The organism is Pseudoalteromonas sp. Angola-7 (assembly GCF_028599255.1).
Taxonomy (GTDB): Bacteria; Pseudomonadota; Gammaproteobacteria; order Enterobacterales; family Alteromonadaceae; genus Pseudoalteromonas; species Pseudoalteromonas atlantica.
In genome coordinates this window covers 83,853-104,440 of record NZ_JAQREL010000010.1, presented here as the reverse complement: position 1 = coordinate 104,440, position 20,588 = coordinate 83,853, and the positions used below count along the sequence as shown (strand labels likewise).

22 protein-coding genes are annotated in these 20,588 nt (G+C 41.6%); 18 read left to right on the top strand and 4 right to left on the bottom strand.

What is annotated here, in order from left to right; genetic code table 11:
* Positions 1-35 precede the first annotated feature (35 nt).
* From PSH50_RS14010 to PSH50_RS13980, 7 genes are read left to right on the top strand one after another with little or no spacing between them, the layout of a single operon-like run.
* On the top strand, positions 36-1,181 hold the full coding sequence (locus PSH50_RS14010; RefSeq protein WP_273609783.1) for a chemotaxis response regulator protein-glutamate methylesterase: 1,146 nt from the start codon (positions 36-38) through the stop codon (positions 1,179-1,181).
* Positions 1,174-1,938, top strand: a complete 765-nt coding sequence (locus tag PSH50_RS14005) for a flagellar motor protein (RefSeq protein ID WP_004588312.1) — start codon at positions 1,174-1,176, stop codon at positions 1,936-1,938. Before PSH50_RS14010 ends, PSH50_RS14005 begins: the two co-directional genes overlap by 8 nt.
* Positions 1,939-1,943: 5 nt before the next feature.
* Positions 1,944-2,909, top strand: a complete 966-nt coding sequence (locus PSH50_RS14000) for a flagellar motor protein MotB (RefSeq protein ID WP_273609782.1) — start codon at positions 1,944-1,946, stop codon at positions 2,907-2,909.
* A 12-nt stretch (positions 2,910-2,921) separates the two neighbouring features.
* Positions 2,922-3,692 carry a ParA family protein gene (locus tag PSH50_RS13995; protein WP_004588314.1) on the top strand — a complete coding sequence of 257 codons (771 nt, stop codon included), beginning with the start codon at positions 2,922-2,924 and terminating at the stop codon, positions 3,690-3,692.
* A gap of 3 nt (positions 3,693-3,695) precedes the next feature.
* A complete protein-coding gene (locus PSH50_RS13990; protein WP_004588315.1) occupies positions 3,696-4,478 on the top strand; it encodes a chemotaxis protein CheW in 783 nt (260 codons plus the stop codon).
* A 24-nt stretch (positions 4,479-4,502) separates the two neighbouring features.
* Entirely contained in the window at positions 4,503-5,000 is a 498-nt protein-coding gene (locus tag PSH50_RS13985) for a chemotaxis protein CheW (protein ID WP_004588316.1), read from the top strand.
* A gap of 17 nt (positions 5,001-5,017) precedes the next feature.
* The gene (locus PSH50_RS13980; RefSeq protein ID WP_004588317.1) at positions 5,018-5,419 is read left to right on the top strand and encodes a DUF2802 domain-containing protein; all 402 of its coding nucleotides are present in this window, start codon (positions 5,018-5,020) and stop codon (positions 5,417-5,419) included.
* A gap of 82 nt (positions 5,420-5,501) precedes the next feature.
* Here the strand turns inward: PSH50_RS13980 and PSH50_RS13975 are convergent, their stop codons facing one another.
* Positions 5,502-5,822 carry an EscU/YscU/HrcU family type III secretion system export apparatus switch protein gene (locus PSH50_RS13975; RefSeq protein WP_004588318.1) on the bottom strand — a complete coding sequence of 107 codons (321 nt, stop codon included), beginning with the start codon at positions 5,820-5,822 and terminating at the stop codon, positions 5,502-5,504.
* A gap of 1 nt (position 5,823) precedes the next feature.
* Complete coding sequence (locus PSH50_RS13970) at positions 5,824-8,136, bottom strand: flagellar hook-length control protein FliK (protein ID WP_273609781.1); 2,313 nt, start codon at positions 8,134-8,136, stop codon at positions 5,824-5,826.
* 113 nt (positions 8,137-8,249) lie between these two features.
* Here PSH50_RS13970 and ccmA point away from each other — a divergent pair, with 113 nt between their 5' ends.
* The 10 genes from ccmA to PSH50_RS13920 are packed head-to-tail and all read left to right on the top strand — an operon-like array spanning position 8,250 to position 15,965.
* Entirely contained in the window at positions 8,250-8,870 is a 621-nt protein-coding gene (gene ccmA / locus PSH50_RS13965; protein WP_273587054.1) for a cytochrome c biogenesis heme-transporting ATPase CcmA, read from the top strand.
* Positions 8,870-9,556 carry a heme exporter protein CcmB gene (ccmB, locus tag PSH50_RS13960; protein WP_004588321.1) on the top strand — a complete coding sequence of 229 codons (687 nt, stop codon included), beginning with the start codon at positions 8,870-8,872 and terminating at the stop codon, positions 9,554-9,556. Before ccmA ends, ccmB begins: the two co-directional genes overlap by 1 nt.
* A gap of 1 nt (position 9,557) precedes the next feature.
* Positions 9,558-10,295: a heme ABC transporter permease gene (locus tag PSH50_RS13955; protein WP_004588322.1), complete on the top strand. Its 738-nt coding sequence runs from the start codon at positions 9,558-9,560 to the stop codon at positions 10,293-10,295.
* Positions 10,296-10,298: 3 nt separating this feature from the next.
* Positions 10,299-10,502: a heme exporter protein CcmD gene (ccmD, locus tag PSH50_RS13950; protein WP_004588323.1), complete on the top strand. Its 204-nt coding sequence runs from the start codon at positions 10,299-10,301 to the stop codon at positions 10,500-10,502.
* On the top strand, positions 10,499-10,978 hold the full coding sequence (ccmE, locus tag PSH50_RS13945; RefSeq protein WP_004588324.1) for a cytochrome c maturation protein CcmE: 480 nt from the start codon (positions 10,499-10,501) through the stop codon (positions 10,976-10,978). The genes ccmD and ccmE overlap by 4 nt, the downstream gene beginning before the upstream one ends.
* A 1-nt stretch (position 10,979) precedes the next feature.
* Entirely contained in the window at positions 10,980-12,944 is a 1,965-nt protein-coding gene (locus tag PSH50_RS13940; RefSeq protein ID WP_064386512.1) for a heme lyase CcmF/NrfE family subunit, read from the top strand.
* The gene (locus PSH50_RS13935; protein WP_029773820.1) at positions 12,944-13,513 is read left to right on the top strand and encodes a redoxin family protein; all 570 of its coding nucleotides are present in this window, start codon (positions 12,944-12,946) and stop codon (positions 13,511-13,513) included. The genes PSH50_RS13940 and PSH50_RS13935 overlap by 1 nt, the downstream gene beginning before the upstream one ends.
* The gene (locus tag PSH50_RS13930) at positions 13,513-13,974 is read left to right on the top strand and encodes a cytochrome c-type biogenesis protein (protein ID WP_004588327.1); all 462 of its coding nucleotides are present in this window, start codon (positions 13,513-13,515) and stop codon (positions 13,972-13,974) included. The genes PSH50_RS13935 and PSH50_RS13930 overlap by 1 nt, the downstream gene beginning before the upstream one ends.
* The gene (ccmI, locus tag PSH50_RS13925; RefSeq protein WP_273587055.1) at positions 13,974-15,224 is read left to right on the top strand and encodes a c-type cytochrome biogenesis protein CcmI; all 1,251 of its coding nucleotides are present in this window, start codon (positions 13,974-13,976) and stop codon (positions 15,222-15,224) included. Before PSH50_RS13930 ends, ccmI begins: the two co-directional genes overlap by 1 nt.
* 9 nt (positions 15,225-15,233) lie before the next feature.
* Entirely contained in the window at positions 15,234-15,965 is a 732-nt protein-coding gene (locus tag PSH50_RS13920) for a VacJ family lipoprotein (protein WP_004588329.1), read from the top strand.
* A gap of 81 nt (positions 15,966-16,046) precedes the next feature.
* Here PSH50_RS13920 and PSH50_RS13915 read toward each other — a convergent pair whose 3' ends face one another.
* Positions 16,047-17,270 carry an EAL and HDOD domain-containing protein gene (locus PSH50_RS13915; protein WP_273587056.1) on the bottom strand — a complete coding sequence of 408 codons (1,224 nt, stop codon included), beginning with the start codon at positions 17,268-17,270 and terminating at the stop codon, positions 16,047-16,049.
* A 334-nt stretch (positions 17,271-17,604) separates the two neighbouring features.
* Here PSH50_RS13915 and putP point away from each other — a divergent pair, with 334 nt between their 5' ends.
* Entirely contained in the window at positions 17,605-19,083 is a 1,479-nt protein-coding gene (putP, locus tag PSH50_RS13910) for a sodium/proline symporter PutP (RefSeq protein WP_004588331.1), read from the top strand.
* Between the two features lie 116 nt (positions 19,084-19,199).
* Here putP and fahA read toward each other — a convergent pair whose 3' ends face one another.
* Positions 19,200-20,513: a fumarylacetoacetase gene (fahA, locus tag PSH50_RS13905; RefSeq protein WP_273587057.1), complete on the bottom strand. Its 1,314-nt coding sequence runs from the start codon at positions 20,511-20,513 to the stop codon at positions 19,200-19,202.
* Between the last annotated feature and the right edge of the window lie 75 nt (positions 20,514-20,588).

The following is a 20,588-nucleotide window of genomic DNA, read 5'->3' as shown; positions in this document are numbered from 1 at the left end:
TGTATGCCTATACATAAATTTAATAAGAGAGCGCAATGGCCGTAAAAGTTTTAGTTGTTGACGATTCCAGTTTTTTTCGCCGTCGAGTGAGCGAAATCCTTGAACAAGACAGCGGTATCGAAGTAATAGGCTTTGCTGTTAACGGTAGAGAAGCCGTAGAAAAAACAGCGCAGTTACGTCCAGATATGATCACCATGGATGTAGAAATGCCTGTGCTTGATGGTATTAGCGCAGTTAAAGAAATTATGGGGAGTAACCCAACGCCAATACTTATGTTTTCTTCATTAACTCGCGACGGTGCAACCGCAACTTTAGATGCACTTGATGCCGGAGCTATGGACTTTTTACCGAAAAAGTTTGAAGACATTGCACGAAATAACGAAGATGCAATCAAGTTATTGCAAGCTAAAGTGAAGGAAATTGGTCGCAGGCAAGCACCGCGCCCTGTTAGGCCATTAACATCAAGTAAGACTACTGCTCCATCTGCAAGCAAACTTGCCACAACAAGCTCATCGCTTAAACAACCTGATAGAAGCTTTCAACGTGCTGCCCCAGTGCAGACAACAACTACACCCAGTATGCCCACGCGTGCCAGCGGTAAACACTATCAAATAGTGGCTATTGGCACTTCAACTGGCGGGCCAGTTGCTTTACAAACCATATTAACCCAATTACCTGCTCACTTTGCTCACCCTATTTTGTTAATTCAGCACATGCCGGCAGCATTTACGCCTGCGTTTGCGGCACGTTTAAATAGCCTTTGCAAAATACGCGTTAAAGAAGCGCAACAAGGTGACAGGCTAGAAGCCGGCACAGCCTACTTAGCACCTGGTGGACAGCAAATGATGGTAGAAGGGCGAAGTGGTAACAAAACGTTGCGTGTATTTGAAGATAATAGTGAACGTATAAGCTACAAACCAAGCGTTGATGTGACTTTTGCAAGTGTTGCCAAAAGCTACCAAGGAGATGTACTTGCTATTGTTTTAACCGGCATGGGCGCTGATGGACGTGATGGCGCGCGAATGCTTAAGCAATCTGGCGCAACAATTTGGGCGCAAGATGAAAAAAGCTGTGTGGTATACGGTATGCCTCAAGCTATTGCCAACGCTGGGCTTGCCTCTGAGCATTTAGCGTTAAACGACGTAGCAGCAAGAATAAAAAGAGAGACTGGTTGTGGATAAGCTCTCTGTTTTAGGGTTAATCATTGCGCTGGGCGCTATAGCGATTGGTTACTCTTTAGAGGGGGGCGTTGTCACGGCGTTATTTAATGGCCCTGCACTTATTATTGTACTTGGCGGCACCTTAGGGGCTGTTATGTTGCAAACGGCGACAAGCACCTTTAAAAAAACGCTAAGCATGAGCCATTGGGTGTTTTTTTCACCTCAGTACAATATTGAGCAAGCCATAGAGCAAATTAAAACGTGGTCGCATAAAGCTCGCCAGGAAGGGTACTTAGCGCTTGAAAAAGAGGCACTTAGTCACCCAGATCCTTATGCAGCAAAAGGGCTTAGCTTACTAGTAGATGGGTGTTCGGAGCAAAAGCTACGCGACACCTTAGAAATAGATTTAATGCTTGAACGAGACCGCTTACTTGAAGCAAGTAGAGTGTACGAAGCCATGGGCGGATATAGCCCAACTATAGGTATTTTAGGGGCTGTACTTGGCCTTATTCAAGCAATGTCATTTATTACCGACCCTCAAAAGCTTGGTGCAGGGGTCGCCACCGCATTTATTGCAACAATATATGGGGTGGGTTTAGCTAACTTATTATTTTTACCTATGGCCAATAAGCTTAAGCAGCGAGTAGAGCAAAAAATGCTTTACCATGAAATGATGGCCGAAGGGGTGATTGCTATAAGCCTTGGCGAAAGTCCTATAAACATAGAATTAAAGCTTGAAGCTTATCGCACAGAGCGCCCTAATGTCGTGGTAGAGTAACTTTTATGTTACGCCGGCGCTTACGTCAATCAGCTGAAAAAAATCAACTTACAGAACGTTGGTTAGTCTCTTATGCTGATTACATGACCATTATGTTTGCCTTTTTTGTGGTTATGTATGCCATTGCCATAAATAAAGAAGAAAGTTTTCAAATCCTCTCCGACTCCCTAGAACAGGTTTTTGACAAATCAGCAAGGCAACAATCGCAACAAGGTGAGGGCGTGAAAGGCGAAGGGCTACTTACTGACCGTGTTACCCCAGAGCAAGAGTTATTGTATGGTGAGAGCATTCAAAAACAGGAGTCTGGCCCAGAGCTGTTAGATGGACATAGTGATACCAGCAATATAAAACAAAAACATTTAGGTAAACCACTCGATAGTCTGTTAACTAAATTACATTCAGCACTTATTGATGAAATTCGTGATGGAGAAGCAAGTTTAGAGCTCAACCAAGATTGGCTTATTATTGAGCTAAGTTCAGGAATGCTGTTCTCAAGTGGTAGCTCAGTGGCCCACGCGCGAGCTAAGCAAGTCGTAAAAATTGTAAAAGATATTATTGCCCCAGTAGATAACTACATATGGGTAAGAGGTTACACAGATAACGAAAGTATTCGCAATGAAATGTTTCGCTCTAACTGGGAGTTGTCAGTTGCACGGGCGACCTCTATTTTAGTTGAATTAGAAACGTTAGGAATTAACCCAGCGCGAATGGCAATCGAGGGGTATGGGCAATACTCACCTTTTGCCGATAACGACACCGCAGCGGGTCGAGCAGAGAATCGTAAAGTTGTTATTGCGCTTTCTAAGTATGGCTTAGTACAACAAACCACCGAAAATGAAGCTGAGCCTGATGAGCAAGTGCAACAAGCTGCGCCTGAGCCAGAGGTGGAACTTCCCTCTGATGATAACTCTATTAAAATAATTCGTTTACCTCATGGTGGCATCAGAATCACCACGCGCAATGAACAGTAATTAGGACTTAATGTGAAGATTTGGACAGTAGCAAATCAAAAGGGCGGTGTAGGTAAAACCACAACGGCTGTCAGTCTTGCTGGTATTTTGGCCTTGCAAGGTAAACGCGTATTACTCATTGATACCGACCCTCACGCCTCACTAACGTACTATTTTGGTATTGATTCTGAAGATTTAGAAGTCAGTGTGTACGATATTTTTGCCCGCGGCACCTCAATGCAAAGTGAAGAAATACTACAAGCCTTGTGCCCCTCTACCATGGAAAACCTAGATATATTGCCCGCGACGATGGCTATAGCAACCCTCGATAGAAGTATGGGCAATAAAACGGGGATGGGCTTAATTTTAAAAAAAACACTTGCAAAAATTAGTGAACATTACGATTATGCGCTGCTTGATTGCCCGCCCGTTTTAGGTGTTTTAATGGTGAACGCATTAGCCGCCAGCGAACGTATTTTAGTGCCTGTGCAAACTGAGTTTTTGGCGCTCAAAGGGCTTGATAGAATGATGCGCACTATGGAATTAATGCAAAGCTCTCAAGCGAAACAGTACCAATATACTATAATCCCTACTATGTATGATAAGCGCACTAAAGCGTCGCTTGAAGCCTACAAAACGTTGCAAAATACATATAAAGATAAAGTATGGCCAGGAGTGATCCCCGTTGATACAAAGTTTAGAGATGCAAGCCTTGCACAAAAGGTACCCATAGAGTTTTGCCCACGTTCGCGTGGGGTTTACGCTTATAAAGCGTTATTAGATTATTTAATTGGACAAGGTTAATGAATGAGTAAGCAATTATTTGCTAATGAAAAAGTAATGACTCAATACTTAGGGGCGCTATTATGCGAAGACGAACCTGAGGAAAACCTTGAGCCTGTAGCAAAGCTACTTGAGCAAGTACCTAGTGCCTTACAAAACGACGAAGTACTTTTAAAGCCCAAAGCGCAATTAAAAGTAACCGAGCAGCTTTATTCTGAGCAAGTAAAAGAGAGTAATAGCGAGGCTGACGCCACTATTTCGCCACCGGCACCTATTGAGCCTGAGCCAGTAGAGACAGCTGAGGTGCAAACCCAGTTAAGTACAGAACCTGCCCCTTTATTACATAGCCAAGAAGATTACTTTGAAGGTGAATTTCAGGCTCTGTTTTTTGAAGTGGCTGGTTTAACATTGGCTGTTCCTTTGAAAGCGCTTGGAGGAATTCATCAATTAGGTGAAGTAAATCATTTATTTGGTAAGCCAAAGTGGTTTAAAGGCGTTATGCTTAATAGAGATGAAAAGCTAAACGTAGTTGATACTGCCCGTTGGGTAATGCCTGAAAAGTACGATGAAAAGTTAGAGGCCTCTCTTAATTATCAGTATTTAATAACCTTAGGCGATAGCAACTGGGGTTTATTGGCCGAAAAGTTAATAAATAACATTACATTGAGTAAAGAAGATGTAAAATGGCGAAAAAACAGTGGCAAACGCCCTTGGCTTGCCGGTGTTATTAAAGAAAAAATGTGTGCTTTAATAGATGTAGATAATTTAAATGCACTATTAGAAAAAGGCTTAGATAGCCGTCAGTAGTAACGACCATTACGGGGTAACAGCATGAGCGAAGATAGACTATTATCAGCGAATAAAAACGCAGATAACAACGATGAAATTTTACAGTGGGTAACGTTTAAGCTTGAAGAAGAAACGTATGGCGTCAACGTAATGCAGGTGCAAGAAATTTTACGTTATACCGAAATTGCCCCAGTACCTGGAGCACCTTCATACGTTATTGGCATTATAAATTTACGTGGTAACGTAGTCACTGTTATTGATACTCGTGCACGCTTTGGTTTGCCTGCTGCGGATGCAACTGATAACTCTCGCATTTTAATTATTGAAGCAGAAGAGCAAGTAATTGGTATTTTAGCCGATAGTGTTTCTGAAGTTGTGTATTTACGCAGCTCTGAAATAGACAGCGCCCCAAATGTTGGTACCGAAGAAAGCGCTAAGTTTATCCAAGGTGTATGTAACCGCGATAACGAATTACTTATTTTAGTCGATTTAAATAAATTACTTAGCGATGACGAATGGGATGAGTTAAGCGATATTTAAGCTTTACCACTAAAATTATGTTGTTACTCAGTATCGCAATAGCAGCGCTAGGGATAGGTTTAATATCGCTGGCGCTAATTGTTGCATTAAAAAATAAACAGTCGGCGGAGCTTAATGCGGTATCACAGCAATTAAAAGATACCTCAGAGCAAACACATATATTACGCAGTGAAGTGTCTGAGCTCAGAACAGGGCTTTTAAGTATAGGTAAGCGCGTACTTGAAGTTGAGCAACAAAATCAAGAGTTGATGCAACAACAAGCTGCCCAAAAATATGATGACCCAGACGCAAAAATATATTCACGTGCTGTTAAAATGGTTGAGCTTGGCGCAGATTTAGATGAGGTGATACGCGAGTGCGAGCTTCCTAGGGCTGAGGCTGAACTATTATTTTCGTTACATAAACAAAAAGACGCCTAGCGTCTTTTTTGCTTTTAACTACACACAACACCAATGTGCAGTAATACTTAATAAAGGGGGGAGATATAATTCATCCACCTAGTTATGCCTTTACATTTAGCTTACCTTGAAAGTCTTGCCAGCCAGGTGGGAACTGCCCACGAAGCACGTACGAAAAAGCAATCAATTCAGCAATAACATAATAAAGCTCTTTAGGTATTTCCTCTCCCAATTCTAAGTGTGAGAGTGTTTTAGCAAGTGCTTCATCTTGGTGGATCATAATGCCTTTTTGTTTTGCTGCTGCGATTATTTCATCGGCTAACTCGCCAAACCCTTTTACACTTACTGCTGGGGTACTTCCTGCTTCATACAACAGGCCAATCGCGGATTTATTATTTGCTGCTAAATTAGAGGTGTCAGTCATGTTAAACCTTAATATTTATAATGGCATGCGATTGATAAAACGCTTGATGACTAGCATCTCCGCGTCTTAAGTTTAGCTCGCCTACTTGCAAGCCATGCTGAGCTAATTTAGCCCTGAGGCTATCTAAGTGAGGGTGTGCAATTGCACTTACTTCTTGGCTAGAGGCAAGCAGCTGGCAATCGAGCGCTTTGTCCATAAGCTCAGCCACTATTTGTAATTGCCCTTGCTGTGCATAATCAAAATTTAATCTAACAAACCACACGTTTTTTTCGGTTTTATCTACACTGGCTTTTTTATATTGCCCTAAGGTTATCTCTGTTTGTCCCGCTTCAGGCGGAAGTTTCATCGGAAATAAAAACTGTGCTAGCGGGTTTGTGTCGCTTTGTTGGTTTGGCGTAGTTACTTGTACTTGGCTAAGGGTATTTTTAACTTGTAACAGCTCTGGGGCAAGCTCTTGTATTTGTGTTTGTTGAAGTTGCTCTAATAGTTTATCCGCGCCATTACCTACTTTAAAAGTAGGTAAAAGCACATTAAGTAGGGCATCAACCCCTGTGTGGTTATTAAACGTTAGCGAAGTACTTGGTTGGCTTATTATTGGCGCCGCTAAAATAGTAACCGCAAGTTGCTCAAGCCCTTTTGTAAAGCTACTTTGTAGTGTGTCGTTTGGCGTAGTAAGCGGTTGTAAGGTACTTAAAAGCTCTCGCTGTATGGTGGCTGGGTGCACATTAGTACTGGAGACCATTCTATTAAAAGCTTGATTCACTAAACGCGTAAGATCAGGTGTATTTTGAGTAGCTTTACTTGCTATGTCAGTAATTTGGCTACTCAACAATGTCTTAGGGTTGGAAGCACTATTTGGGCGCTCACTCTCTGTTGGCAAATTTAAAAGCGAGGTTAAAATTTTAGCTTCTGTTGGTTGTAACTGCTGACTTACAGCTGTGTTAAAAAGCGAGTGAGACAAACTGGGTTGATTGGGAGTATTTACCTGTGAAGTTGTGGCATGTAGTGTTTTTAAACTCAGCGGCGTAGAAGCGTTGCCTTGCGTACTTACATTTGTTGGTTGGGCGCTCACTGCTTGGGGCTGAGCTGTATTGTTTGCTGATTGCCATAACGACACACTTGCCTTTAATTGCTGGGTTATTTGCACTAAAGGAGGAAGCTGCGCAAAGTGTTTAGCTAAAGGGCTGTTAGGGGTAAAAGAATGATTAGCAACTTCAGCGGTTATATTTAGCTTGCTTAAATTAAGGTTTGTTAGCGTGTTTATTTGTGTCGGCGTTTTATTTACATCAAGCTTAGCTTGTTGAACCTGCAAAGGTGACGTTTTACTCGCAAAGGGTTTGTTTTCAAAGTATTTAACGGCATCGTTAATTCGCGTTTTTAAATCGCTAAAGCTGCTTTGTAACCATGACTTTATAGGGCTTTGTGCACTTAACTGCGGGCTTGTTTTATCAGCGGGGGGTCTGGCTGCATTTTGCTGCTGTGATAAAACCAAGTCGGTAAAGGGTTTACTAAATGAGTTATTAAGTGCGACCTGCATTTTAGGTAAGTTAGTTTTAATGAGCAGCTTATCTGCTTGATTAGTAATATTTACTGCCACGGGCTTGCTAGGCAATTCACTAAGCTGTTTATTGGTTATCGGGGTTGTGAACGAGCCGCTATGCTGAGGGTGCGAAATAATAGCTAATTTAGGCGTTGCTTGTAGTTGCGCGCTGGGCAGTAAGTTAGTTAATAGCTGCGAAATTTTATGTTGGCTGAGAGTTTGAGTATGGACGGTGTCAGCAAAGCGGTTAATAACATTTATTTGTGCGCCTTTATTGGTTGTATTAATAAGTACCTGTAATGGCTGCTCGGTATTTAACAGCTGTGCGGTTTCTTTGTTAATTGCAATACTGGCATTAAGGCTAGGTATCATAAGCTGCGGTGACGGCGAAAGCTGTACATTGACTGGCAAGGGTTTACTTTGTATTTCACTACCGGTACTAACATAATTTAAAAAACGCTGCAGTTGTGATGCGTTGCTAAGTGTAATATTGGTATTGTTAGGAGTAATATTTAGCTGCTTTCCATCAGCGCTGAGCTGTATGTTAGCACTTGCTATTTTGTCTGTATTTTGAGGGGCATGCGTTATGCCTAAGCGTAGAGTTTGCCAGTGTTTATCTATTAAAACATCGAGTGTAATTGAGCCTTTTGAAAACTGAATATTTTTAGCCGCAAGTACCTGCTCTGGTAATTGTACTAATTCGTCCGAAGTGCTCGGAGCGCTTTGGTTATTAACCAATGAATTAGATAATGTGATTTGCGTTGGATTATTCATTATTTTAAATCAAGTTTTCGCTAATTTTCGTGAATCGATTTTAAAGCAATATTCGTATTACCCTATCATTATGGTAGACTAACGCCTAATTTTTGGCATAGAGAAACGTCATCTTGTTACACATTAAGTCCGTCACCTGCATCAAGCAAGAACGTTGTTTGTTTGCGGATCTTAATTTTAGCCTAAATAGCGGTCAAATCATGCAATTAGCGGGTCCTAACGGGGCTGGCAAAACATCATTATTGCGTATTGTCGCAGGCTTTAGTGTGCCTGATGAAGGCGCTATTTTTTATAACCAGCAAGCTATTACCAAGCATTATGAAGAGTACGCCACAGACTTGCTATTTATAGGCCATAAAACCGGAGTCAATGTGCAGCTCAGCGCACTGGAAAACGTACGCCATTGGTTGCACATTAACGGCTATACAAATGAGCCCGACTTATATCCAATTTTAGCTAAGCTTGGCTTAGTGGGCCTTGAAGATGTGCCGGTAAGAATGCTCTCTGCAGGGCAGCAGCGTCGTGTCGCTTTAGTGCGATTATGGTTAAGCGATGCAAAACTATGGGTGCTTGATGAACCCTTTACTGCACTTGATAAAAATGGCGTTGCATTTTTACAACAACGTTTTTCTGAGCACTTAAAAAGTGGTGGCGCTATTTTACTAACAACCCATCAAGATTTAACAACACAGTTTGAAAACCTAAAAACGGTGACCTTGGAGTATCGTTACTGATGACTCGTCAACATTCATATTGGCTGCTGTTTAGTGCGGTATTTAGTAAAGATGTAAAGCTTGCGTTTCGCCAGCGTGCTGAAATTATCAATCCTATCTTGTTTTTTCTCATTGTTATTTCTTTATTTCCGTTAGCAATTGGCCCAGAGCCCGGTCTATTAAACAGAATGGCGCCAGGTATTATTTGGGTAGCAGCTTTGCTCTCTACCATGCTTGGACTCGATAAATTATTCAGAGACGACTATAACGATGGCTCGTTAGAGCAGTTAATTGCATCATCGTACCCGCTATCACTCACCGTGTTGGCTAAAGTCGCGGCGCATTGGGTTGTTACCGGTTTACCATTAGTATTAATGACACCGTTATTTGCTTTATTGCTTAATTTAGAGAGCTCTGCGCTGTTAGCGACCGTATTAACATTATTATTAGGCACGCCATTATTAAGCTTTATTGGTGCAATTGGGGCTGGCCTTACTGTGGGATTACAAAAAGGCGGCATTTTAATGAGCCTATTAGTGTTGCCTTTGTATATTCCTGTTTTAATTTTTGCAACGTCAGCCATTGATACCAGTACTATGTCGCTGGATTATAGCGGGCAGCTTGCCATTCTTGGGGCCATGTTAGTAGTTGCTATTATGTGTGCACCCATCGCCATATCGTCAGCATTAAAAGTGAGTGTAAGTTAATATGTGGAAGTGGTTACATCCCTACGCAAAAGCAGAGCGCGCATATCAATTATGTAATACGTTACTGCCTTATTTTGCCGTTGTTACGGTTATAAGTATGCTTGTTGGTTGGATTTGGGGCTTAGGTTTTGCACCAGCTGATTATCAACAAAAAGACAGCTACCGTATTATTTTCATTCATGTTCCATCGGCTATTTTGTCTATGGGCGCATACTCTTCTATGGCTATAGCAGCTATTGTCGCTTTAGTGTGGCAATTACGTAACGCTGAACTTGCTGTAATTGCTATTGCCCCGGTGGGAGCATGTGTTACAGCTATTGCCTTAATTACCGGCGCTGCATGGGGTAAACCTATGTGGGGTGCTTGGTGGGTATGGGATGCACGTTTAACCTCTGAACTTATTTTATTGTTTTTATACTTAGGCGTGCTGTCGCTTTATCATGCCTTTGAAGATAAAAAATCAGCAGGGCGCGCAGCGTCTATTTTAGCCATTGTAGGGGTAATTAATTTACCTGTTATTCACTACTCCGTAGAGTGGTGGAACACCCTGCACCAAGGCGCAACAATCACAAAGCTTGATACAAAAGCCATTGACCCAAGTATGTTTTGGCCGCTTATGGTAAATATTTTAGCGTTTGCAGCGTTTGTAGGCACTGTAACGTTAATTCGCCTTAAAAATGAAATATTACAACGTGAAAAGCATCGACCTTGGGTTCGAGCCTTGTTAAGTAAGGGGTAAATTATGCAGTTTGACTCTTTTTCTGATTTTATTGCAATGGGAGGCTACGGGTTTTACGTGTGGCTTTCATTTGGTACATGCGCCTTAATTTTGTTGGGCATTTTATTTAGCTCTTTACGTGATACAAAACGTATTATGGCCTCAGTAGAGCAGCAAGTTGCGCGCGAAGCGCGAATTAAAAAAGCGAAGCAGGAACAAATCTCATGAACCCAAGACGTAAAAAACGCCTATTGGTAATTATTGCAGTACTGTTTGGTATTGGTGCCTCTGTAGGCCTAGTGCTTTATGCGCTACAAGAAAACATCAACTTATTTTATACACCAAGCGAGCTAATAGACGGCAAAGGCCCAGATAAAGAAAAACCGCAAATAGGGCAAAAGTTACGTATTGGCGGTATGGTTGTGCCGGGTTCTGTCATTCGTAATGAACAAAGTTTACAAGTCAGCTTTAAATTGATTGATACCGGGCCATTGGTAACAATTAAATACCAAGGCATTTTGCCTGACTTATTTCGCGAAGGCCAAGGTATTGTCGCGCAAGGTGTGCTTGTAGAACCAAACGTGATTGAAGCTTTTGAAGTACTGGCTAAGCATGATGAAGAATACATGCCAGCAGAAGTTGCAGAAGCCGTAAAAGGAATTAAACACGAAAAACCAAAATACAACCTAGATAGCGGTAGCTAATATGATCCCAGAACTTGGTTATTTTTCTTTAACGCTTGCCATGGTGCTAAGCGTTTTACTGTGTATTTTTCCGCTGTGGGGCGCGCATACCGGTAATCTTCGTTTAATGCGTGCGGCCCCGTCTTTAGCCGTTGGGCAGTTTGCTTTTGTACTTATCTCGTTTGCTGCGCTTATCTATGCCAGCTTAACAGATGACTTTACGGTATCTTATGTGGCGTATCATTCAAGTAGTACGTTGCCTTGGTATTATAAAATTACCTCTACGTGGGGTGGGCACGAAGGCGCTATTTTACTGTGGCTTGTAATGCAAGCAGGGTGGACCGCCGTAGTTGCTATGCGTTCTAAATCGCTACCTTGGGTGTTGCGTGCACGCGTTTTAGGTGTGCTTGGCTTTTTAGGTGTCGGTTTTATGATGTACACACTACTGCTTTCAAGCCCATTTGAACGCTTACTGCCGTATTTCCCTGTTGAAGGGCGTGATTTAAATCCGCTTCTACAAGACCCAGGTATGATCATTCATCCGCCATTACTATATATGGGATATGTGGGGTTATCGGTTGCGTTTTCATTTGCTATTGCAGCACTTTTAACAGGTAAACTTGATAACACCTGGGCTAAATGGTCTCGCCCATGGACGATGACTGCTTGGGGCTTTTTAAGTTTAGGAATAACCATAGGCAGCTGGTGGGCTTATTCTGAGCTTGGCTGGGGTGGCTGGTGGTTTTGGGATCCGGTAGAAAACGCATCGCTTATGCCTTGGCTAGTCGCTACGGCTTTATTGCACTCTTTGAGCGTGACAGAAAAGCGCGGTGTATTTAAATCGTGGACTGTGCTGCTTGCCATCGCTGCATTCTCCCTAAGCTTATTAGGCACCTTTATTGTTCGCTCAGGTATTATTGTATCGGTGCATGCATTTGCCACTGACCCCGATAGAGGTTTATTCATTCTAGCCTTTTTAGGCATTGTTGTTGGCGGCGGTTTATCGTTGTATGCGCTGCGCGTATCACAAGTTAAAAGCGAAGGCCGTTACAAGTTTGTATCACGCGAAGTGGCCTTATGGCTTAACAACATCTTTTTAGTGGTAGCCACATTAATTGTTCTTTTAGGTACTTTGTTACCTATGGTGCATAAAGAAATGGGCCTAGGCAGTATTTCTATTGGCGAACCGTTCTTTAATAAAATGTTTGCCATTTTATTAGTACCATTTGCCATATTAATGGGAATAGGGCCTTTTCTTCGTTGGAAACAAAACAAGTGGGCTGTACTACAAAATAAAGTATTAATAGGTGTGTTAATAAGTGTTGTTATTACCTGTGCGTGGTTGTTCTCAAGCTACGATGTCGTAAAACCACTTACATTATTAGCAACCACATTAGGTGTATGGGTTGCTGTATCTACTGCCATAGATTTATACGCCAAGGCGTCGGTTCACGGGACGCTAAAAGAAGGCATTAAACGTTTAGGCATTAGCTACTGGGCTATGGTGCTAGGTCACGTTGGTTTAGCATTTGTTATTGCTGGCGTAACACTTACTTCGGCGTACTCGGTAGAGCGTGATGTTTCTATGAAGCAAGGCGATATTGTTACGCTTAATCAATACGAATACCGATTTGATGGCGTTAAAGCAATACGCGGCCCTAACTACAGTGGACATGCTGGTGTAGTGTCGGTATTCAATAACGATAAGCTAGTGACTGAGCTGCACGCAGAAAAACGCAAATACGATATTGGTATGCAATTTATGACAGAAGCGGCAATTGATGCCGGCTTTACTCGCGACCTATATTTAGCGCTCGGAGAGCAATTAAGTAAAGGGGCATGGTCACTGCGTATTTATCACAAACCGTTCGTGCGTTGGATGTGGATAGGCGGTGTACTTATATCGCTTGCAGGGTTTATGATTTTATTTGATAAACGCTACCGTACATCAGCAAGTACACGCAAAAAAGCGTTGGAGAATGCGTAATGAACCGTAAAATTTTAGCTTTAGCACCGTTATTAATATTTATATTTTTATGTGTATTTTTGTATCAAGGTTTGTTTGCCAACCCGCGTGAAATTCAAACCGGTCGACTAGGCCAAACGATGCCTGCGTTTAACCTGCCTGATTTAATGCAAGATGATAAGCGCTGGACAGATGAAAGCCTAAAAGGCGAAGTTTATTTACTTAATGTATGGGGGACTTGGTGCCCTACATGTTTAGTTGAACTTGGGTATTTAACCAAGCTGCGTGAGCAAGGCGTAAAAATTATTGGTTTGTACTATGTACAAGGCTACGATGCCGATTTTGATGGTCCATTTGATATGCAAGCTTTGCGTACCGATGTGAGTGATATGCTCAGCCGTGCTGGCGACCCATACCAGTTTAATATTTTAGACTTGCACCGTACCTTGTCACTTGATTTAGGTGTATCAGGTGCCCCTGAAACATTTTTAGTGGATAAAACGGGTAAAATTTTATTACACCATACAGGGGATCTAAACCCGCGCGTATGGCGTGCTAAATTTGCCCCTGTTATGCAGGAGCTAAATTAATGCGAGTGTTTTTATTAACCCTGAGCTTTTTTATAAGTATGGCAGTGTATGCCGAGCAAGATCGCTACCAGTTTGACAATAACCAACAAGCTGTGCGCTTTGAAGAGTTAACCAAAGAGCTCAGGTGCCCTAAATGTCAAAACCAAAATATTGCAGACTCTGATGCCATTGTTGCAAAAGATTTACGCGACAAGGTACTCGCGTTGGTAAAAGAAGGTAAAACAAAAGACGAAGTAATCGATTACATGATAGACAGATACGGTTATTTTGTTCATTACGATCCGCCTGTAACACCAGCCACATTAGTACTTTGGGTTTTACCTGTACTTATTGTTATTTTGGGTTTTGGTTTTATTGTAATTCGCCAGCGTAAGGCGTCAGTTAAGCAAACCTGGAACAGCGATGATGAAGCAAAACTTGCTAAGTTAATTGCAGAAAATAAACGTCAGGAGCAAAATTAATGATTTTAATGTGGGCGTGTTTTGCTTTACTCACACTAATTGCACTGGCTTTTATTATGTTGCCTTTTTTAAAAAAAGAGCGCGTGCAAACCATTACTCACAATGCTAATGCAGAATTGATCAGCATTTACGAGCAGCGTTTAGTTGAGCTGCAAAACGACTTAGACAATCAACGTATTGATGCGCAAAGCCATAGTGAATCGGTTATTGAGCTAAAACGTCGTTTATTGAACGAGCTTTCGCCAGAAAAATCGCTTAATAGCAAAGGTAATAACCGTATTTTTGCTTTAACAGGCGCAGCATTTTTATTAGCCCTCACCGGTGTTTTTTACACCTTTACAGGGAGCCAGCAGCAAATAGCAGCGTGGTATGATGCAATGGATAACCTTGCAGATTATGGCGAGCGTGCGGTAATGCAAAAAGGTGAGCCACTAACTCAAAACGAGTTGCAAGCGTTTGCTTTAGCGCTGCGCACTAAGCTTAGTGAATCAGGCGATGACGAAGTTGCGTGGATGTTGCTTGGACGTGTAGCCATGTCGTTAAACGAATTTGATATGGCGCAGCAATCGTTTGATAAAGCCCTTCGAATGAACCCAGACAACATGCAAGTACTCATTAGCTACAGCCAAGTTTTACTGCTTGAAGGCAGCGAAGAGAACATGACGCGTGCAGCGGGTATGCTATCTAAAGTGCTAAAGGTTGAACCAACAAACCTTGATGCTATTTCTTTATTAGCGCTTATTGCCTATGAGCGCAAGGACTGGCCGCAAGCCAAAGCGGCGTTTGAAGTATTACTGGCAAGCATGGATAAAAGCGATACGCGCTACTCAATGATAGCGCAGCGTATTTCCGATATAGAGCAACAAATGCAAAATGAGGGCTCTGTAATGCCGGTCTCTGCTAATAGTGCTATTAGTGTTACTGTGAGCTTAGCAGATGAGCTTTTCGATAAGCAGCCACAGCAGGGGACTTTATTTATTTTTGCCAAGGCTGCTCAAGGCTCTCCTATGCCATTAGCGGTTGTTAAACTAAATGAATACAGCTTTCCGCTAACGGTGCAACTCACTGATGCTAATGCAATGGTTGATGGGTTAAACTTATCAAGTGCTAAAGATATTGTGATCACAGCGCGGATCTCAATCGATGAGTCAGTTATGCCAAGTAGTGGTGAGTTAGAGGGTCACTCTGAGACACTACAACGTGAAAACGTAAGTGACTACCAACTTCAAATTGATACATTAATACCTTAAGGACATTAGATGTTAAAGCATAGTTTTACTTTTTTATGTTTATTGGTGCTAGCCGGATGTGCACAAGTACCAGAAAACAAAGTTGATGAGCGCGACCCGCTACAAAGCATTAACCGTCCATTGTACGACTTTAATATGGATATTCTTGATGCTTATATTTTACGCCCTGTGGCTGTAGGGTATGTAGAAGTGACCCCTGTGCCTGTACGCAATGGGATTGTTAACTTTACCGATAATATTAGTGCGCCTGTTGATATGATAAACGCAGGGCTACAAGGTAAAGCGGGCAACGCAGGCGTGAGTTTAGCGCGTTTTTTAGTTAACTCTACGGTAGGTGTATTTGGTATTTTTGATGTTGCAAGTTCACTTGGACTTGAGCTGGTAGATGAAGACTTTGGCCAAACATTGGGCGTGTGGGGCGTTGGCGATGGCGCATATATTATGCTGCCAGCAATGGGGCCGACTACAGCACGTAACTTAACAGGCGATGTAGTTGATAACTTTGTGTTACCAGAAATCGCTCTGACTACGCCTCAAACTATTTTAGTTTTTGCGCTTAAAGCGGTTGAAGCTCGTGCTTCGCTTATCCCGCAAGAAGGCTTACTTAATGATTCACTCGACCCGTATTTATTTGTTAAAGACATATACTTTCAGCGTCAGCTTTATGAGCTATACGACGGCAATCCTCCAATCAAAGAAGAGCCTGAAGACTTTGATGAAGACTTCTTAGAAAGCTTATAAATAACAGCTATAAAAAATGCCAGCAATTGCTGGCATTTTTTATGTGTATTTTGAGCTTAAATAAACAGATTCTGATGTTTATTATTCTTTAACCATCAGCTGCATTTGCTCATTAACCCACGTTAAGGCGTCATGGTATGCATTGGCAACTTCTTCGCCTAAATTTAACTGTTTAGCAATTTCGTTGGCGGCTTCCCAATCTGCGTGCTCATAAAACTTAACCAAGTTTAGATACTGAGCAAGCAGGCCTTCGTCATTCAATAGCGCAGCTTTTATCTCTGCAGACAGCGGGAGCTTTTGCATAACGCTTTCCATGGTTTCATCTAAAATAGCGTCCATAAGCGACATCATGCCAGTTAAAAAGGCCATGCCGGTATCTTTAAACTGCCCGTGTGAAATAGCAAGTAGTTCGCCAAATCGTGCACGTGTTAGCGAAAGCCTAATGAGCTCAACAGGTTTATCGGCAGAGACTTGCGCTGCAAATAACAAAGATAACAGCTTTTTAATTTCGTTAGCGCCAAGGACGATGAGTGCTTGTTTGATTGTGTTTATTTCGGCTCTGCGCGCAAACGCAGCTGAGTTTGAATAACGCAATAATTTGTATGATAGATTTACGTCACGTTCAAACACATCGGTTATCTTTTTAAGATCCATTTCAACAGATGAGGTTTCGTAAAGCAGCTCTGCTAATGCCATTTCTGATGGCGGCAGTGCTTTACTTTGTACCATTTCAGGCTTTGAAAAAAAGAACCCCTGAAAATATTCAAACCCAAGCTCAAGAGCTAAATTATAGGCTTCATAGGTTTCTACTTTTTCAGCTAAAAGCTTGATGTGTGGATAGGCTTTAATATCGTTAATTATGGTTTTTATTGCATTTTCATCAGTGGTTAAAAAGTCTATTTTTAAAATATCGATAAACGGGTAAAAATGGCGCCATACAGGTTGGTGAATGTAATCATCAAGCGCTAGGGTGTAGCCTTTTTCTTTTAAATCTTTGACAATAGCCAGTAAGCGCTTACCTGGTTGCACTGTTTCAAGGATTTCTACAACGACCGTCTCTTTCCCTAACATAGTAGGGTAACCTTTAAGTAAGGTTTCTAGGGTAAAGTTAATATAGGCGGGTTTGTTGCCAGTCAAATCTTCTAAGCCAAAATTAAACTGACTCCCTTCGATTAGCTTCGTTGTTGCTTCGTCACCGTCTATGTCTGGAAATACATTATCAACGCCATCACGAAATAATAACTCGTATCCAACAAGCTCCTTTTCGCGGTCTAAAATAGGTTGGCGTGCAGCATAAAAATACATAAATAGTTCCGTACAAAATAATAATTATTAGTAATGGTTATAATATATGGCAAAACGTTCGAAATAGCATTAGGTAATTATTATTGATTTAATGAATTGTTATTAAATATTAGCTATATATGTAAATAAATTTACCGTATATCGGGTGTTTGAGGGTTAAATAGTCAATCCGGCTGTTTTTTGTTCACTTCAGTGTAACAAGTTGGAGTTATCACCTTTAAGCATGGTATAGTCAAGACGGATGGTTTTTACCCCAATAGTGTCTTTATTATAATATTTTAAGAGTCATTATTAGGATTAAAAGCCTGTTTTATACAACTTTGTGGAGGCGAATTTGGAAACAGGAATGATTATTTCACTGGCATTGTATTTTATAGTCATGCTTGGCATTGGACTTTATGCATACAAACAGTCTACAAGTGATGTATCGGGTTATATGCTAGGTGGACGTAGCTTATCTCCAAGTGTTGCAGCATTATCTGCTGGCGCATCGGATATGAGCGGTTGGATTTTAATGGGCTTACCTGGCGCTATGTTCGTTACTGGCTTTAGTAGCACATGGATAGCAATAGGCTTGGTTATTGGTGCGTGGTTAAACTACTTTTTAGTTGCGCCTCGTTTGCGTGTTTACACTGAAAAAGCAAACGACTCAATCACAATCCCAGACTACTTCTCTAATCGTTTTAATGATAAATCAAACCTTTTACGTGTAGTTTCTGCGGTAGTAATTATTGTGTTCTTTACGCTTTATACATCATCAGGTGTTGTAGCAGGCGGTAAATTGTTTGAAAGCTCGTTTGGCTTAAGTTACGAAATGGGTTTATACATCACCACTGGTGTTGTTGTTTTATATACCTTATTTGGTGGCTTCTTAGCAGTTAGCTTAACTGACTTTGTGCAAGGCTGTATTATGTTTATTGCCTTGATACTGGTACCGACCGTTGCTTACTCTTTATTAGATCAACCGCTAGAGTCAACACTTCATAGCGTTAACCCCGATATGCTTAATTGGATAGGTGCAGGCTCTGCATTAGGGATTATTTCGGCAATGGCATGGGGCTTAGGCTACTTTGGTCAACCTCATATTATTGTACGTTTTATGTCGGTGCGTAGCGTAAAAGATATGCCAACGGCTCGCCGTATTGGTATGACATGGATGATAGTTGCAGCCATTGGTGCTGTGGGTACTGGTTTATTTGGTGCCGCGTACACTTACGAAAACAACATTGTTGTTGAAGACCCAGAAACCATTTTCTTAATTCTTTCTGAGTTATTATTCCACCCATTAATTGCTGGTTTCTTATTGGCGGCTATTTTAGCTGCAATCATGAGTACAATTTCTTCGCAGTTACTTGTTAGCTCAAGTTCGTTAACTGAAGATTTTTACAAAACGTTTTTACGCAAAGAAGCAAGCGACACAGAGCTTGTTACTGTAGGACGTATTAGTGTAGCAGCAGTTGCTCTATGTGCTATTTACTTAGCGTACGATAGAGATAGCTCAATATTAAGCTTAGTAAGTAATGCATGGGCAGGTTTTGGTGCGGCATTTGGCCCACTGGTTTTATTTAGCCTGTACTGGAAACGCATGAACTTTGAAGGCGCACTAGCAGGTATGGTTGTAGGTGCTGGTACGGTTCTGTTTTGGATTTACTCACCATTTATGATTGATGGGCAAAGCTTAAGCAGTTACATGTACGAAATTGTACCAGGCTTTATTTTAGCAAGTATTGCAATTGTCGTTGTAAGCTTAGCGACGAAAGAGCCAGCGCAAAATATTACTGCGCTATTTGATGAGGTTGAAAAAGACCTTTAATAAACCCGTACTGTAGATACGAAAAAGCCACCTAGTTTAACTAGGTGGCTTTTTTATTTGCTATGTGTTGTCCTCAAATGTGTTTGCTTATTTAGGACATATCAATAACCAATAAGTTATTTAGCAGGTAATACAGTGCTTTCTACACTACCAAAGCCAATACGGGCATAGCCTGGCTTTTCACACCAGCCGCGCATAATTACATTATCGCCATCTTCTAAAAAGCTGCGTTGCTCACCATTACTCAGGGTTATTTTTTCTTTACCACCACGAGAAAGCTCTAATAAAGAGCCCGCTTCTTCATGTGTAGGGCCTGACTGCGTGCCAGAGCCGAGCATATCACCTGGCATAAAGTTACAGCCATTTACAGTGTGATGGGTCACCATTTGCGCCACAGTCCAATATGAATGTTTGAAGCTTGAGGCAGAGACCTGCGTAGGTTGGTGGTTTTCATCACGCATTTTTTGAGTCTGAATTTTAACATCCATTTGAATATCAAATGCACCTAGCTCGCGATTAGCGGCAGATTCTAGGTACGGCATTGGCTGTGGATCGTTTTCATCACGTGTCCAGCTAGTTCTAAAAGGTGCAAGTGCTTCAGTGGTGACAATCCAAGGCGATACGGTTGATGCAAAGTTTTTAGCTAAAAACGGGCCTAATGGTTGGTATTCCCATGCTTGTAAATCCCGTGCTGACCAATCATTAAATACACAAAAACCAAATACATGGTTTTCAGCGTTTTCAATGGCGATAGCATCACCCAGCTCATTGCCTTTGCCTAAGTAAATACCGAGCTCTAACTCGTAATCTAGGCGCTTACATGGGCCAAATGATGGAGTATCTGCATCGGGCGCTTTAGTTTGCCCTTTAGGGCGGTGAAACGTTTGCCCCGATACATCAATAGATGAAGAGCGGCCATGATAGCCAATCGGCACCCATTTATAGTTTGGTAAAAGCGGGTTGTCTGGTCTAAACAAGCTACCAACGGCTGTTGCATGGTAAATTGAGGTATAAAAGTCGGTGTAATCACCAATACGACACGGCAGTGAAAACTCTATATCAGCTTGAGCAATAAGGGTACTTTGCATTTCTTTTTGTTGTTGTGCGCCTTCACGCAGTGCTTTTGAAAGCGCTAAGCGCAGTGCTGACCAGTATTGTTCCCCTAAACCCATAAATGTATTTAGTGTTGATTCGCTTGCTGCATCCACGGCTGTTTTAGCATCACCGGTAAAAATGTTTAAGTGGCTCAATTTTGCTAAATCAATAACCTGATCGCCAATAGCAACCCCGCCTCTAAATTCTTCATTTGTGTTTTTAGGACGAAATTCTGCAAAAGGTAAATTTTGAATCGGGAAGTCACAGCCTTTAATATTGGCCGACTCTACCCAGCTAGTTAAATTAATGTCGTGGGTTTCGTTAATTTGGCTCATTACTTATCCTTTAGGTTTGATGTTGGGTGCATGCATTTATTTAAGCATACTTGTATCTTGCACCCTACTTTTTAA